Here is a 14,913-nt window from a genome sequence, read left to right as displayed (position 1 = left end):
GTTTAAAACACTTTGCAGATTGAGAAATAAGAAGGAATAAAAAATACCAAACTTTCCTTCTTTTAAAAATCGTGTTCTTTGAAAAAGAGATAGTAAAAGTTGTTTATCACCCGGGACAAATCTAGTAAATTATTCAAAAGAAAAACAACCCTTTCCTAATTCTTTTTTAACTTAATATAAACTTAACAAAATAATATTGGATTAAAATAAGACTTAATCAATCCTGAGTTCTATGACTACTTAGCAATTTTATCATAGCTGGCTATTACACCACGAACCATAGCTGAACTAAAGCCTTGATGTTCCATTTCATTCAATCCAACAATTGTGCATCCCTTTGGTGTGGTTACCTTATCAATAGCAGCCTCCGGATGGATATTTTTTTGGATCATGAGCTCCGCAGCTCCTTTGACAGTTTGATTCACTATTTTACTTGCCGTGACCGAATCAAAGCCTATCTGAATTCCACCTTGGATCATAGCTCTCATAAAGCGTAATACATAAGCAATTCCACAAGCCCCAAGGACCGTTGCAGCCTCCATCAGGTTTTCATCTATAGGAATCGTAAATCCTATAGAATTAAAAAGTGACGTGACTAATTCCACTTGCTCCTTGTTTGCATTTTGGCTACAGATGCAAGTAACTGACTCCTGTATGTCTGCAGCAATATTTGGCATAGCGCGGAAGGCGATAGTCTCAGGCTTTAGAACCTGATACATTTCAGAAAGAGTGATTCCGGTCGCTAAGGAAATAATAGAATGTCTCTCAGGGTCAATTCCCGGAAGGATTTCATTTAAGATAGGAGTGACGTTATAAGGTTTCACACCTAGAATTACCAAATCCGCCATTTGTACTGCTTGAAGATTGTCACTCAATATGATAGCCCCTCTTTGTTGGTATTCAGAAAGGCTGGATGTATTACGTTTGGTTAGGATGAGATTTTCTGGGTCAAAACCAGGTATGGTTAATAGTCCATTCGCTATGGAAGCACCAAGATTCCCACAACCGATAATTGCGATTTTCACATTTGTAATCATAGAAATTATAATTTTTTAATCACTTTATTGATTAAAGGTAAACAAAAGCGACCTTTTATTGCCAAGTATTCAATTTAATAACGAGGGCTTCGATTATTTCAAATTGTTCATTCTGGAAAATATGTTAAAAATAATTGACAAAATGTAAATTCTGTTTTACATTTGGTAAAAACTACTTGACTTATGAAAGAGAAATCAATTTTAACAGTGCCGCTGCTTTCTCCAGCATGGAAGAAAATAGCTTTTTTGTTTTTTCCTCTGCCAGTGATCTTGGTAATAGGAATGGCCATTGCCCAAATGGATATCGATCCAAACGAAGGAGCCGAAATTATTTATGGTTTTTGGGCGATTGGTTTTGCAATGCTTAACCTGACTAAAGAAAAGGATGAAGATGAGATGATAAAATCGTTTCGACTTCAAGCTTTTCAAACAGGTTTCTATTGGTTGATTTGGGGCTTGGGTGCAATTATGCTGATCAATTACTATAGGTTTGGAAATATTAGTTCCGAAATCTTCTCAGCTTATCTAGTCTTATTTCTGTTAAATGCATACATCTATGGTGCTTTTCAGTATCAAAAATACATGGCCGCAAAAGATATAAAATAGAACCCTATGCTAACCAAAATCCTTTTGCCACATCGCTTTCAGAAAATTGGATGGATTATGATTCTTCCATTTTCAGTTTTATTGTTTGCTGTAAACTATTTGACTTTCGAACTCTCATGGCTTTCAATTTCTAATTCCCAACCTTCGAATGATGGACTATCGGGTTTCTTTGATCCGGATAAAACCAACTATTCTTTAGAATTTGCTTTGATAGGTGTCTTTTTAGCTCTGTTCTTGATTGCTTTTTCCAAAGAAAAACAAGAGGATGAATACATTCAAAAACTTCGATTGGATTCACTTTTGGTAGCTTTTTATGCAAATACTTTCATTTTAATTATTGGGACCTTATTGTTTTATGGTTTTGGTTACCTAGAATTTATGGGTTACAACATGTTCACGATTCAGATAATTTTTATAGCAAGATTTAAATGGATTCTATATCAACAGCGAAAATCCATTTTGGCAATTTGAGAGACTTGATATGAAAAATTCAATAAAAGTGGAACGAGCAAAGCTAAACCTAACCCAACAGGATCTTGCGGATTTAATTTCAGTCTCGAGACAAACGATCAATAGTATAGAGGCGGGGAAATATGTGCCTTCCACAGTTTTAGCACTGAAAATTGCACAAGTATTTAAAGTTCCGATGGAAGAGATTTTTGAATTGGAGGAAAGTGATTGACTTTGAAAAAAATTAAAAGAGAAATTTTGGGTAGGATTGGCAAGATTCTAAGGGCAAAAACGTAATTAAGAGTATCTTTGCTTTTTTAAGAAACACCACTTAATGCCTAAACTAATTCGAATTACAACTGTCCCACTTTCTTTGAAGTTACTTTTGGCTGGTCAGATGAAGTTTATGAAAGAGCATGGCTGGGATGTTCTTATGGTCAGTTCAGATGGAAGAGAGGTGCAGCAAGTTATTCGTGCTGAAGGAGTTCGACATGAAGTGGTGCCTTTTACAAGACAGATTACACCTTTTCAGGACTTGGTTTGTATATGGAAACTTATCCAACTTTTCAAAAGGGAAAAGCCAGATATAGTCCATACCCATACTCCAAAAGCAGGACTTTTGGGAATGATTGCAGCAAAATTTTCAGGTTTGAATATTCGTATTCATACGATTGCAGGTATTCCTTACATGGCAGCTGAAGGTAGAAAAAGAGGTTTACTAGAGAATGTTGAGAAATGGACCTACGATTATGCAACAGAAGTTTGGCCAAATTCGGAGGGATTGAAATCCTTTGTACTTGAGCAAAACCTTTGTCCTGAATCCAAGCTTCGAATCATTGGAAAGGGATCCTCAAATGGAATAGACCTAAATAAATTCAATCGTGAAGTATTAAAAGAAAATCATTTGGTTGCCGCTACGATGCGAATTCTTCCAGGTGAAGATGATTTTATAATACTCGCAGTAGGGAGATTGGTTAAGGATAAGGGAATTCAGGAATTGGTAGAGGCATTTCTGGAAAGTAAAATCGCACCGATGTCCAAATTGGTTTTATTAGGCAGCTTTGAGCAAGACCTTGATCCGTTATCTCCGGAATTAATTCAGACGATTGAATCTAACCCGAGGATTGTTCAGATTGATTGGTCGGATCATGTAGCACATTACATGGCACTTTCGGATTTGCTAGTTCATGCATCCCACAGAGAGGGTTTCCCAAATGTTTTGTTGGAAGCTGGAGCTATGCAATTGCCAATTATTTGTTCGGATATTATAGGAAATCGAGATATAATTACGCAGCAAAAGACTGGATTGATTTTTCCGGTAAAAGATAAAGAAGTTTTAAAAGAAGCGATGGAGTTTGCCTTTGTTAAGCGGGAAAAAATGGCAAAAATGGCAGCGTTGCTTTTTAATGAAATAATTGAAAACTATGACCGAAAGAAAATTCATGAAGAACTTCTTTCGAATTATAACCGTCTACTCTCCTCAGGTAAAGAAGACGCATCCAAGAATTGAAATTTAATTTGAATAAAAATTTATGAAGTATCTGGTAACAGGAACAGCTGGGTTTATTGGATTTCATGTAGCAAAAAAATTGCTTGAAAGAGGGGATACCGTAGTGGGCCTAGATGTGATCAATTCATATTATGATGTAAATCTGAAATATGATAGACTGGAGTTTATGGGAATCGATAGAAGTGAAGTTTCTTTAGGTAAAAAGATCGCTTCTTCCAAAAATTCAAATTACAGTTTCATTCAGTTGGATTTAGCTAAAAAGGAACCTTTGATTTCTCTTTTTGAACAAGAGAAATTTGACGTTGTGATTCATTTAGCAGCCCAAGCTGGCGTAAGATATTCGCTTACTCACCCTGAGGTGTATATGGAAAGCAATATCATGGCATTTATGAATATCTTGGAATGTTGCCGGTTTTATCCAGTGAAACACTTGGTTTATGCTTCCTCAAGCTCGGTATATGGGTCAAATGAAAAAATGCCTTTTTCTACTTCAGACTCTGTAGATCATCCGATTAGTTTGTATGCAGCAAGCAAAAAAACCAACGAATTGATGGCGCATACCTACAGTCACTTATTTGGAATTCCTACAACTGGGCTTAGGTTTTTTACGGTTTATGGACCATGGGGAAGGCCTGATATGGCACTCTTTCTTTTTACAGAAGCTATTTTGGAAGGTAAACCTATTCAGGTTTTTAATCATGGAAAAATGAAACGCGATTTCACCTATGTAGATGATATAGTGACAGGAGTTTTGAAAGTAGCTGATTTGCCTGCCAAGCCAAATCCTGACTTTGATGGACAAAATCCTGATCCCGGCAGTTCAAAAGCGCCTTATAAGATATATAACATTGGAAATTCAGAACCCGTTTTGCTAATGGATTATATCAAGGCTGTTGAAAAGGGGTTGGGAAAAAGTGCAATAATGGATATGCTTCCACTTCAACCAGGTGATGTACCTGCTTCGCATGCAGATGTGACCGATTTGGTAAGAGATACTGGATATAAACCACAGACAAAAATCGAGGATGGGGTAAAAGCATTTACCGATTGGTATCTTAATTATTATAATAAGAAAAAATGAAAAAATCGATTCTTATAACCGGAGGCGCGGGATTTATTGGTAGTCACGTTGTAAAACTTTTTGTTTCCAAGTATCCTGATTATCAGATTATCAATTTGGATGCCTTGACTTATGCAGGCAACCTTGAAAATCTTAAGGAAGTGGAAGGAGCTCCAAATTATAAATTTGTAAAAGCAGATATTAAGGATGCAGAAGCTCTGAAAACTATCTTCGAATCCCACAAGATTACAGATGTGATTCACTTGGCTGCAGAATCTCATGTTGATCGTTCGATATCTGATCCTCTGGCTTTCGTAATGACCAATGTAATTGGTACAGTAAATCTCTTGAATGTCGCCAAAGAATTCTGGAAGGGTGAATTAGATCAGCATTTGTTTTATCATGTTTCCACGGATGAGGTTTATGGTTCGCTCCATGATGGAAGTTTCTTTTTGGAGACCACTCCGTACGATCCTCAATCACCATATTCAGCATCAAAGGCCTCTTCTGATCACTTCGTTAGAGCGTACGCGAATACCTATAAGATGCGAACTGTAGTTTCTAATTGCTCTAATAACTATGGACCGAACCATTTTCCGGAGAAGCTAATCCCACTTTGTATTCATAATATCAAAAACAATAAACCACTTCCAGTTTATGGAAAGGGTGAGAATGTACGTGATTGGCTTTTTGTAAAAGATCATGCACGAGCGATTGATACAGTTTTTCATCAAGGAAAACCAGGAGAAACTTACAATATCGGTGGTTTCAATGAATGGAAGAATATAGACATTGTCAGATTGCTTTGTCAGAAAATGGATGAGAAACTCGGCAGGGAAGAAGGTTCTTCCGAGAAGTTAATCACCTACGTTACGGATCGTGCTGGGCATGACTTGCGCTATGCAATAGATGCTACTAAAATTCAACAAGAATTGGGTTGGGAGCCAAGCCTTCAATTTGAAGAAGGGATTGAATTGACTATTGATTGGTATCTTGCTAATCAAGACTGGCTGGATCATGTCACCTCAGGTGCGTATCAGGATTATTATTCTGAACTGTATGGAAATAGATAAAAAAATTTGAGTCAAATATGGATTCTATATAAACCACGATTTATTCGTGGTTTATTTTTTTGACTTGCTTTCCTGATATTCTGCCGGAGTCATGGAGTATGTCTCTTTGAAAGTCTTTATGAAGTAGGATGGGGAACTGAACCCAACGGCATAGGCTATTTCGGAAATGTTTTCTCCTGATTTTTCAAGTCGCTGAAGAGCCATTCTCAACCGCTGGTCTCTGACATAGGCAGTCGTCGAAAGTCCCGTTAATGCGGTCAATTTCCGATGTAGCTGCATTCTACTCATCCCTAGTTTTTTACTGAATTCATCCACAGTAAAACTACTATCGGAGAGATCATTGTCGACGATTTCCTGAATTTTTTCCAAGAATCGTTCGTCTGTCGAAGTGATTGCGATGTCTTTTGGAGAAATAGAGTTTCTGTTGGAATACCTTATTCTCAATTGTGCTCTAAGCTCAATCAGCTTTTCCATTCTTGCCACCAATTGATTGGTTTTAAATGGTTTAAGGATGAAGTCATCCGCACCAGCTCGAATGCCTTCCAGTTGGCTTTCTTCGTCCGCTTTCGCAGTTAATAGAATTACTGGGATGTGAGAGGTTAATTCGTCGGACTTCAATTTCTTACAAAATTCAAAACCGTCCATTTCTGGCATCATGACATCAGAAATGATCAAGTCTGGAATTTTCTTAAGTGCTACAAAAAGGCCTTCTTTCCCATTTGTAGCTTCCAAGGTTTGAAAATAAGGGCTCAATTCTCTTACAATAAATTCCCTGACTTTGGTATTATCTTCCACAATTAGAACAAAAGGAAGTTTGTCCCTTTTTTCTAGATCAGCCACGGGCAATCTTGGCAAGTCAAATTCTTCACTTTCCTCATCGATAACTTCATCCGGATGGAAAGCATATTTGTCGACAGATAGAAGAATTGAAACATCAAACCATCGGGATTCTTTAAAGTTGACAGTGATTTCACCATGATAGAGATGAATCATTTCTTTGATTAGAGATAAGCCGAGTCCAAATCCTTTATTGTTCCCTTTGGATTTTTGCATTTTGTGAAAAAGTTTAACCAATTCCTCTTTGTTGTATTGTTCTAGACTTTCATTTCGTATAGCTAAGTGAAAATTTCCTTCAGAAATAAAGCAATCTAACTTTATCTCGGAGTCTTTTTTGGCGTATTTGATCGCGTTTTGGATCAGGTTTTTCACAATTTTCTCCACCTTGTCTGAATCAAACCAAACTTCGGTCATCAGCGGGATATCAGTGGTAAGTCTTACTCCTTTTTCTGATGCTTGATAGAAATAATTGGCAACGATGGATTGGAGCAGTAATCCCAAATTTCCTTTTCGGATAGTCAACTGGTTTTTGCCAGCCTTGATCTTTGCTACTTCCAAAAGTTGATCAACAAGCGTAAGCAATCTTTGGGAATTGGTTTTAACCAGATTCAGTTGAGATTTTATAATCGGATTGTCAGATTGACTTATTACCCGATCGATAGGTCCTGAGATAAGTGTCAAAGGAGTCCTGAACTCATGGGAGATATTGGTAAATAGCTGGGTTTTAAAATCGTCAATCTCCTTGAGGGTTTGAGTTTCCTGATCCTTCATTTGGAGAGAAAACTGAATATGCCATTTCCACTTAAGGTATTGATAAATCCATAATACTATGAGCCCTAGAATTATCAGGTATACTATTTTGGCTATGTGGCTAAAATACCAAGGAGACAAAATGCTGAACTCCATAGCGACTGGATCTTCTGCCCAAATACCGTCATAATTACTTGCTTTGACCAAAAAGCGATAGTTCCCTGGAGCAAGATTGGTGTATCGGGCCTGATGATTATACCCATTTGAAACCCAGTTTTCATCGTGGTTTTCGAGCATGTATTCAAATTGATTCTTGCCTGGAGAAGAAAAAACCAAACTCGCCATATTGAAGGTGAGTGTATTTTGGTTATGATTCAATTCGAGATTTTGACCAAGTTTTACTTTTTGATCAAAAATGGAAAGTTGTGTAATCGCAATTTTAGGGGGAATTTCATTTAGGGCAATATCTTCTGGATTGAACCAATAAAACCCATCTAGACTACCAAAATAAAGTGTTCCGTCATTGTTCTTGAAATAGGCTCCGGTATTGAATTCAGTGGCAAGCCCATCGTAATTGGAATAATTTGTGATCTTAAATTTCCCATCCAATTCTTCATTGAGATTTACCTTAGTGATTCCTTTATTGGAACTGAGCCATAGATTTCCGTTCTGATCATCTAAAATGGAATAGATGACATTATTAGAAAGTCCAGTTTCTACATTCAGGATTTTTACCTCACCAGTGTTAAGATCCATTCGGTTTAACCCGCCTCCGTTTGTTCCTATCCAAAGCCGGTTGTTCTCTAGATGCAAGGATTTGATTCCATTACTACTGATTGAATTCTGTTCTTCAGGGATATTGACTTTTGTTTCAAAATTTTCAGTAGTCAAATCCAATTTAGAAATCCCGTGATTTTCAGTTCCGATCCAAAAGTTTCCCGATGGGTCTTCCAGCATCGTACGAATGTTGTTGTCCGGTATACTATTATTTCGGAGTGGATCATGAACAAATTGCTTCAAGGCTCCCTTAACAGGATCAAACCAGATTAAACCATTATTTCTGGTGCAAAGCCAAAATCTAGTCTTGCTGTCTTGAAAGATTTTCCATACCGTGGCTCCCGGCTGCTTTACTTTGCTATTGGTATTAAAATGCAGGAACTGCTCTGAGTCAATATCAAGAATGCTCAATCCCTCATCTTGATAGCCAATCCAAAGCTTTCCATTTTTATCGCCTGTGAGGCTCATCACCCGATTGCTAGACAAGCTTTGTGAGTTGTTTGGATCGTGGTTAAAAGTTTTCCAGGTTTTTGTTTTTGGATTGTAGCGGGTCAGTCCTTTACCGGAGGTTCCCAGCCAGACATTTTCGTTTTCATCCACATAAATTGATCTGATCACATCAATATTGATGTTTTCAGGAACTTCTTGATTATGGAAAAAATTAAATTTCTCTAAATAGGCATCATAAAAGCTCAATCCTGCTCCGTCAGATCCAAACCAAAGTGTGCCAGTGTAATCTTCGAAAATGGAAAGGATGTCATTGTAGTGGATGGATCTTTGGTTCTGTTTGGTATAATAGAACCGCTTTAGGCTATTATTTGCTAGGTTAATCTGCTTGACTCCTTTGCCATAGGTGGCCACCCAAAGTCTTTGTTTGGAATCAACCAACAAATCCAAAATCATTGACTCCTCATCAGCATCCTGTTTTTGATTTAAATAGGTATACATGGAAGTTGCCTTCGCGCTCACATTTGGACTCGTCCAAAGTCCCTGATTCAATGTTCCAAACCAAAACCTACCCGATGGATCTATTGTAGTGACTGAAAGAATTGTCCCTGATTCAGGTCTCCATACTTGGCTAGAAATTCCGGAGCTTTTATTCCATAAAACCACCTCATCACTTAGCGTTAAAATGAGGCTTTGTTCATCAAAAATACTGAGATTAACGATCTCCCTGCTTGGGTCAGACCAAGCCATTTCGGCTTTTTCTATTTCCTCATTCCAGAAATACAGCTGCCCAGAAAGTGTCCCGAACCAGATTTTTCCTTGGGAGTCTTCAACTATACTTGTTGCTGAAGTAATTCCTTGGATCGGAAGGAATAATTCTTTTTCCCGATCAAATAGCTCAGGTATTGAACTCTCAGGAATGATCCAAATTCGATTTTTACTATCGGCATATACTTTTCCAAGCAAAAGACGAGTCGACTCGGTGATGTCAAGAAATTTTTTGTCAAAAATCACAAAATCACGTCCGTCGTAGCGATTCAATCCTTCCTGAGTAGCGATCCAAAGGAATCCATCCTGATCCTGAGTAACTGAAATTGCGCTGTTTTGGGAAAGTCCATCATTGACTGAAAGTTGACGGAAGGAAAGATTATCCTGTGAAAATGCAGCTCCCTTCGCAAAAACAATAATGGCCAAGGAGAATGAAAACCGGATTAAACGGAATTTAATTGAAAAGGACATGGAAAAAGTTTTATATGCTTGCTTCAAGTAACTTATAAATTAAGCTAGACCTGACAGATGTACCTTTTATTTCATAACTGGTAAAAATATCAATGAATGAAATCTTCTATTTATAGAATTTTCAATTGAATATAGATTCTATTTTAGGCTAATATTCTGGATTATATTCGAAAATCGAAATCTATTCAATATTTTAAGTCATTGTTAGAAAAGAAAAGAGGTTATTCACTCAACCAAACCTTGGAGGATTCATGATTCGAGTTGTGATTATAGATGATGAACCGAAAGCCATCACTTCCCTTGAATGGGAATTACAAAACTCCGGGAAATCAGTAGAGATAGTCGGGAAGTTTATAGAAGGAGAATTAGCCCTGAAAGAATTGATAAATCTTCAGCCAGACTGTATTTTTTTGGATATTGAGATGCCAGGTTTGGATGGATTCAAATTTTTGGGGCATTTTCCCAATCGTAATTTTGAAGTGATTTTTGTAACAGCTCATGCCGAACATGCCATTCAAGCCATTCGAGAAAGGGCTTTTGATTATTTGCTTAAACCGGTCGATCGCTCCGATTTGGAAAGTTTATTGGATAGAGTAAATGACAACCTGCTTAAAGAATCAATCAATTTGGCTACAGGTAATTCATCCGTTAAAAGAGAAAAAATAGCAATCAATATGGATGATCAATTGATTTTACTTGATCCTGATGAGGTGATTTATTGTGAAAGTGAGGGGAGTTATTCTTATATCCATACCATGAATGGTGGGAAATTTTTGGTTTCTAAGAGATTAAAATTGTTAGACAATCTATTTTCTAAGTTCCGGTTTTATAGAATTCACCATTCTTTTTTGATTAACCTTGAAAAGGTCAAATCTTATGAGAAATCTTCAGGGAAAGTAAAGCTTATCGATGGAATTTCACTTCCTGTCTCAAGGCTGAAAAAGGCTGGATTTACTGATTCTCTGAAATAAGCACTAATGGATTTTTTTGAAAAATATTCTTTTCTTGAAGTTCTTGAAAACAGCAATTTTAACGGCTTAGGCTGGGCAGTTACCAGTGTGCTTTTTTACTTGTCATTGTACCATTTTGTGCTATTTATCAAAAGCAAGGAGCGATTCTATCTATTCTATAGTCTATATGCATTTATCAATGCTGTAAACCTTATCAAGCGAGTTAAGAGTGTTTTTACAGAGGCTGTTTATACTGAATTTTCTGAGCTCTTTATTCATCTAAATTTCCCCATTCAATTTGCTAGTTATCTGATCTTCTCCTTTTTCTTGATCGAAATCCTCAATTTCAGAAAGCATTTTCCAAAGTTTACTACCTTTTTTTCTTACTATGCCTTGATTACCAGTTCGATCTTCGGGGTCTTGGTTTTAGGGAGATATATTTGGGACGGATATGATATGATGCGGGGATATTATATCGTCGTGTTCATGCCTTGTACCCTGATTTTTTTGATTTATGGGATATACCTTACAATCAAAACAGGGGAGAAGGTAAGGTTTTTCATTCTCGCAGGCTACTTGATCTTGGGGATCAGTTCCTTCATTTTCGCTTTTTTGACTTTTGGGAAAGACGTTGCTATTACCAATCAATACTATTATATCTATTATTTGGCAGTTTTGGCAGAGAACTTTCTATATACTTATGCTCTTGCGATCAAGCAGCGAGAGGTTTACGAAGGGAAAATAGATATACAGAATATTTTGGTTGAAAAGCTTCAGGAAAATGAAGATCTCCGCGATAAATTGAATGAAAAATTGAAAGAGGATCTAAAATTAAAGGATACTCAAATTTTATACTTGGAAGCTGATGCAGAAGAGCGACGGGTCGCTATGCTTCGCGCAGACTATGAAAAACAAATCACATTGCTTCATCTTCAGTCGCTGAGGAGTCAGATGAATCCCCACTTCATTTTCAATGCACTGAATTCGATCAAGGTATTCCTGATCGAAAGCGACAAGGAAAATGCGATACTTTACCTCAATCGATTTGCAAAGTTAATCCGAATGGTTTTGGAAAGTTCGAGAGAATTCAAAATTTCACTAGGTGAAGAGCTAGACGTTGCTAAGCTTTACCTCAGCTTAGAGGGAATCAGGTTTGAAGATGGCATTGATTTTACAGTTGACGTTCAACGAGGTATAAATCTCAGAGACACAAAAGTTCCACCATTGGTTTTTCAGCCCTTTTTGGAGAATGCTGTTTGGCATGGATTGATGCCAAAAAAAGGTCCTAAATCTATATTGATTCGTGTTTTCAGTGAGGAAGAGGGAGTGGTTGTTTCTATACGCGACAATGGTATTGGAAGAGCCGCATCAGGTAAAATGAAAGTAAATCAAACCATTCAAAAACAATCCATAGGTATATCACTATCCTCAGACCGACTCAATTTTTTTAATCAAAGCGAAAAATTCAACTACTATTTTGAAATCTTGGATCACGAAGGTAATTCTGTTGAAAGAGGGACTGAAGTTTTATTTCACCTTAGAAAATAATTGTTTATAGGCGAGATTTTTTTGAAATGTTACCCGGGTGTTACTTTTTGGTACATGTGATAGATTCAATAAAAATTCATTGAAATAGCTTTGCTTCAATATATTAATTACGCTGTTTTTACGGACTGCAGTTTTTAAAAGCTATTTATTAATGGTCGCTTTCAGAAATCTCCTCCCCAAAACTGCCAGGATTGTAAGTCAATGAAACGAATCAGCTCAATAATCTTTTGTTTACTTCTCTTGTTTTCATGCGGGAAAGGAAAAAATACGAGTCAATTGACTGATTCTAATCCTTACCGAACTGGAATATCAGATCCTTCTGATAGCACACTTAATAATCCATCTGAAGCTTTGGAAGTACAGATCCCCATGAGTAATGAACAGCTCAAAGAATGGATTCCGGAAAAAATTGGTGAAATGGAGCAGCGAAAATTGATTGTAGGCCATAAGCAAGGGATGGAAATGAGTGGGGCAGTTGCTACTTATGAAGATAAGGGGCACAAAGAAAAACAGATTTCCATGGAGGTGCTGGATGGGGCAGGAGCAATTGGAGCCGTTATGCTAAAGTCGATTTCTCAAAAATTGATTTTAGACTATGAAGAGAAAATGCCCAATGGCTATTCCAAAATTTATGAGCGAGATGGGGTTCGTGTTTGGGAAAGGTTTAATTCTTTAGATCATTCAGCAGACATTGAATATGTCACCAGAGGGAGATTCCATTTTATTTTCAAAGGCCATCAAATTGAGATGGAGGAACTTTGGGGTTTTGTTAGGGAAGTACAGGAGGCGATGAATTAAGGGGAGTTTCAAAATAAATCTATCTAAAACTATGAAAATACAATTCACTTTCTTCGGTTCGTTTTTGTTCGTTTTGTTTCAAATACAATCGGTTAATGCCCAACAAGTGCTTCATGGTAAAATCTCCAATTATACTAGTGGCCCTTCACAAATTGAATCATTTGATCGTTTTTCAGCTATCAGCCAAACGTGGGGTGAGGTCGATAAAGAAGGGGATTTCTCCATAATTCTTGAAGATAATTTTCTTGAAAAAGCGAGAAAAATGGCAGAGGAATCACAGGAAAATACTCCTAAAGGATTTACAATCAGCTTTAAGAAAGTATCAGAGACATTTGCCTGTCCTTTTGAGGAAGTGGAAACTGAAGGCGGAGATTTAGCAGTTTCAGGACTTCCTGAATTAACGCTAATGGACGAAATGGGAAATCCTACCAATGGGATTTTGTATGCTGCTAGCAGTTTGGAAATAGCAAGGTGGCTTTTCACCTATCGTGATGAAAATGTCAGTCCAGGGTATTATTTAGAGTTTTATTATTTAGAAGGTCCTGCAACCGCTAAGGGAAAATGTCTATTGGAAACCTATACCGGAGCTGGAGAAGAAGTCTTTGAGGAAAGCACAACTATAGCTTTGGACCTTCAGGCAGGATGGAATATTATTCGGTATGGGATAGACGAAGTGTTTACTTCTTCCAATGGAAAAGTTTTCCCTTTAAAATTGACTGTATCAAGACTTGATAATCTGCCTGAAGATTTATTATGGTTTGCGGTGAATGAGTAAACACCTTTTTAATCACCCTCCAAAAACCCTGAACTGATCATTAAGGCTTTTTTTGAGATTGTTACATCTGTGATACTCTTTGATACAAAGCTGATATTCTTTGGAGCAGTTGTTTTTGATTTTTGCTTTGAGGACTCTTTTCCTTTCCAAGTCGGAAAAATGGAAAAGGTTCTTTCAAGACAAAAAAATCAAAACATTCAAAGCCATGAGAAATTTTTATACGCTGAAAAGGAGATTTTTTATTCCGGTATTTGCAGCTTTATTTTTTCAGTTCCTGGTTGGAGGCTACCAAGCCAAAGCCCAGGGACTTACCGGAACTTACACAATCGGAGCCTCCGGTGATTACTTGAGCTTTAATGGCGCAGTTTCAGCCTTGAATACAAATGGAGTATCAGGTCCAGTGATTTTCAATGTGGCAGATGGGACCTATAGTGAGCAGATCGTTTTGGGTCCTATTACGGGATCTTCTGCTACTAATACGATTACTTTTCAGTCCCTGTCAGGGAATGCAGCAAATGTTGTTTTAAGTCATACTGCTATTGGGGTAAGTGATAATTATGTAATCCTCCTTGAAAATGCATCTAATCTTTTATTTAAAGATTTGACTTTGTCAGCTTCAGGAACTACCTATGCTCGGACAATACGTGGTCAAGTAGAACTTCACAATATTGCATTTGAAGGGTGTGTACTAAATTCTCCAATTACCAATAGTACAAGTAGTGACCGAGGGAATGTGATCATTTCAGCATCTACCTCTTCGGGTATTCGCTTTACAAATAATAGTATTGTTGGAGGTTCTTATGGATTCTTTTATCAGGGCACTAATGGTTCTGGAGGGTCAAGAGCTCTCGGGTTTGTATTTGAGCAAAACCAAATAAGAGATCAGTTTTATCGTGGGCTTCAATTAAGTAATTTATTTGAGGCCCAAGTCACTGACAACAGAATCGCTTTGTTAAGTTCTTCCTCGTCGAGTTCGGATGGATTTTTTATAGACGAAGTAGAGGGGGCATTCCGCTTTACTGGCAACCGGATTGAGGGAGCGAATCAATATGGTCT

General features: G+C 37.3%; 13 protein-coding genes. 11 read left to right on the top strand and 2 right to left on the bottom strand.

From position 1 onward, the window contains the following. Positions 1-236: 236 nt before the first annotated feature. Positions 237-1,037 carry a pyrroline-5-carboxylate reductase gene (gene proC / locus BVC88_RS18860; protein ID WP_075352288.1) on the bottom strand — a complete coding sequence of 267 codons (801 nt, stop codon included), beginning with the start codon at positions 1,035-1,037 and terminating at the stop codon, positions 237-239. Positions 1,038-1,220: 183 nt separating this feature from the next. On the opposite strand from proC, the gene BVC88_RS18855 reads away from it, so the two are divergent. The 6 genes from BVC88_RS18855 to rfbB all read left to right on the top strand — a co-directional run bounded on the left by BVC88_RS18855 (position 1,221) and on the right by rfbB (position 5,736). Further along, positions 1,221-1,643 (top strand): hypothetical protein, encoded by a 423-nt coding sequence (locus tag BVC88_RS18855; RefSeq protein ID WP_075352287.1) that lies wholly within the window; start codon positions 1,221-1,223, stop codon positions 1,641-1,643. Positions 1,644-1,649: 6 nt separating this feature from the next. After that, positions 1,650-2,114 (top strand): hypothetical protein, encoded by a 465-nt coding sequence (locus tag BVC88_RS18850; protein WP_075352286.1) that lies wholly within the window; start codon positions 1,650-1,652, stop codon positions 2,112-2,114. A gap of 10 nt (positions 2,115-2,124) precedes the next feature. After that, complete coding sequence (locus BVC88_RS18845) at positions 2,125-2,325, top strand: helix-turn-helix transcriptional regulator (RefSeq protein WP_075352285.1); 201 nt, start codon at positions 2,125-2,127, stop codon at positions 2,323-2,325. Positions 2,326-2,427: 102 nt separating this feature from the next. Further along, complete coding sequence (locus BVC88_RS18840; protein ID WP_075352284.1) at positions 2,428-3,603, top strand: glycosyltransferase family 4 protein; 1,176 nt, start codon at positions 2,428-2,430, stop codon at positions 3,601-3,603. Positions 3,604-3,625: 22 nt separating this feature from the next. Continuing rightward, entirely contained in the window at positions 3,626-4,684 is a 1,059-nt protein-coding gene (locus BVC88_RS18835; RefSeq protein ID WP_075352283.1) for an NAD-dependent epimerase, read from the top strand. Then, positions 4,681-5,736, top strand: coding sequence for a dTDP-glucose 4,6-dehydratase (gene rfbB / locus BVC88_RS18830; RefSeq protein ID WP_075352282.1), 1,056 nt, complete (start codon positions 4,681-4,683; stop codon positions 5,734-5,736). The genes BVC88_RS18835 and rfbB overlap by 4 nt, the downstream gene beginning before the upstream one ends. A gap of 51 nt (positions 5,737-5,787) precedes the next feature. Here rfbB and BVC88_RS18825 read toward each other — a convergent pair whose 3' ends face one another. After that, positions 5,788-9,786 carry a hybrid sensor histidine kinase/response regulator transcription factor gene (locus tag BVC88_RS18825; RefSeq protein WP_083639162.1) on the bottom strand — a complete coding sequence of 1,333 codons (3,999 nt, stop codon included), beginning with the start codon at positions 9,784-9,786 and terminating at the stop codon, positions 5,788-5,790. Positions 9,787-10,037: 251 nt separating this feature from the next. Here BVC88_RS18825 and BVC88_RS18820 point away from each other — a divergent pair, with 251 nt between their 5' ends. From BVC88_RS18820 to BVC88_RS18800, 5 genes are all read left to right on the top strand, one after another. Next, complete coding sequence (locus BVC88_RS18820; RefSeq protein WP_075352281.1) at positions 10,038-10,757, top strand: LytR/AlgR family response regulator transcription factor; 720 nt, start codon at positions 10,038-10,040, stop codon at positions 10,755-10,757. Positions 10,758-10,763: 6 nt separating this feature from the next. Beyond that, positions 10,764-12,284, top strand: coding sequence for a histidine kinase (locus BVC88_RS18815; RefSeq protein WP_075352280.1), 1,521 nt, complete (start codon positions 10,764-10,766; stop codon positions 12,282-12,284). Positions 12,285-12,560: 276 nt separating this feature from the next. Then, positions 12,561-13,082 (top strand): hypothetical protein, encoded by a 522-nt coding sequence (locus BVC88_RS18810; protein WP_175574450.1) that lies wholly within the window; start codon positions 12,561-12,563, stop codon positions 13,080-13,082. Positions 13,083-13,113: 31 nt separating this feature from the next. Next, positions 13,114-13,857 (top strand): hypothetical protein, encoded by a 744-nt coding sequence (locus BVC88_RS18805; protein ID WP_075352278.1) that lies wholly within the window; start codon positions 13,114-13,116, stop codon positions 13,855-13,857. 205 nt (positions 13,858-14,062) lie between these two features. Further along, the coding region (locus tag BVC88_RS18800; RefSeq protein WP_139316609.1) for a right-handed parallel beta-helix repeat-containing protein at positions 14,063-14,913 on the top strand (851 nt) is incomplete at its 3' end.

It is taken from the genome of Algoriphagus marinus (genome assembly GCF_001936475.1).
GTDB classification, from domain to species: Bacteria; Bacteroidota; Bacteroidia; order Cytophagales; family Cyclobacteriaceae; genus Algoriphagus; species Algoriphagus marinus.
Note: the sequence above shows the minus strand (reverse complement) of the source record. Positions and strands in the feature narration are given on the sequence as shown.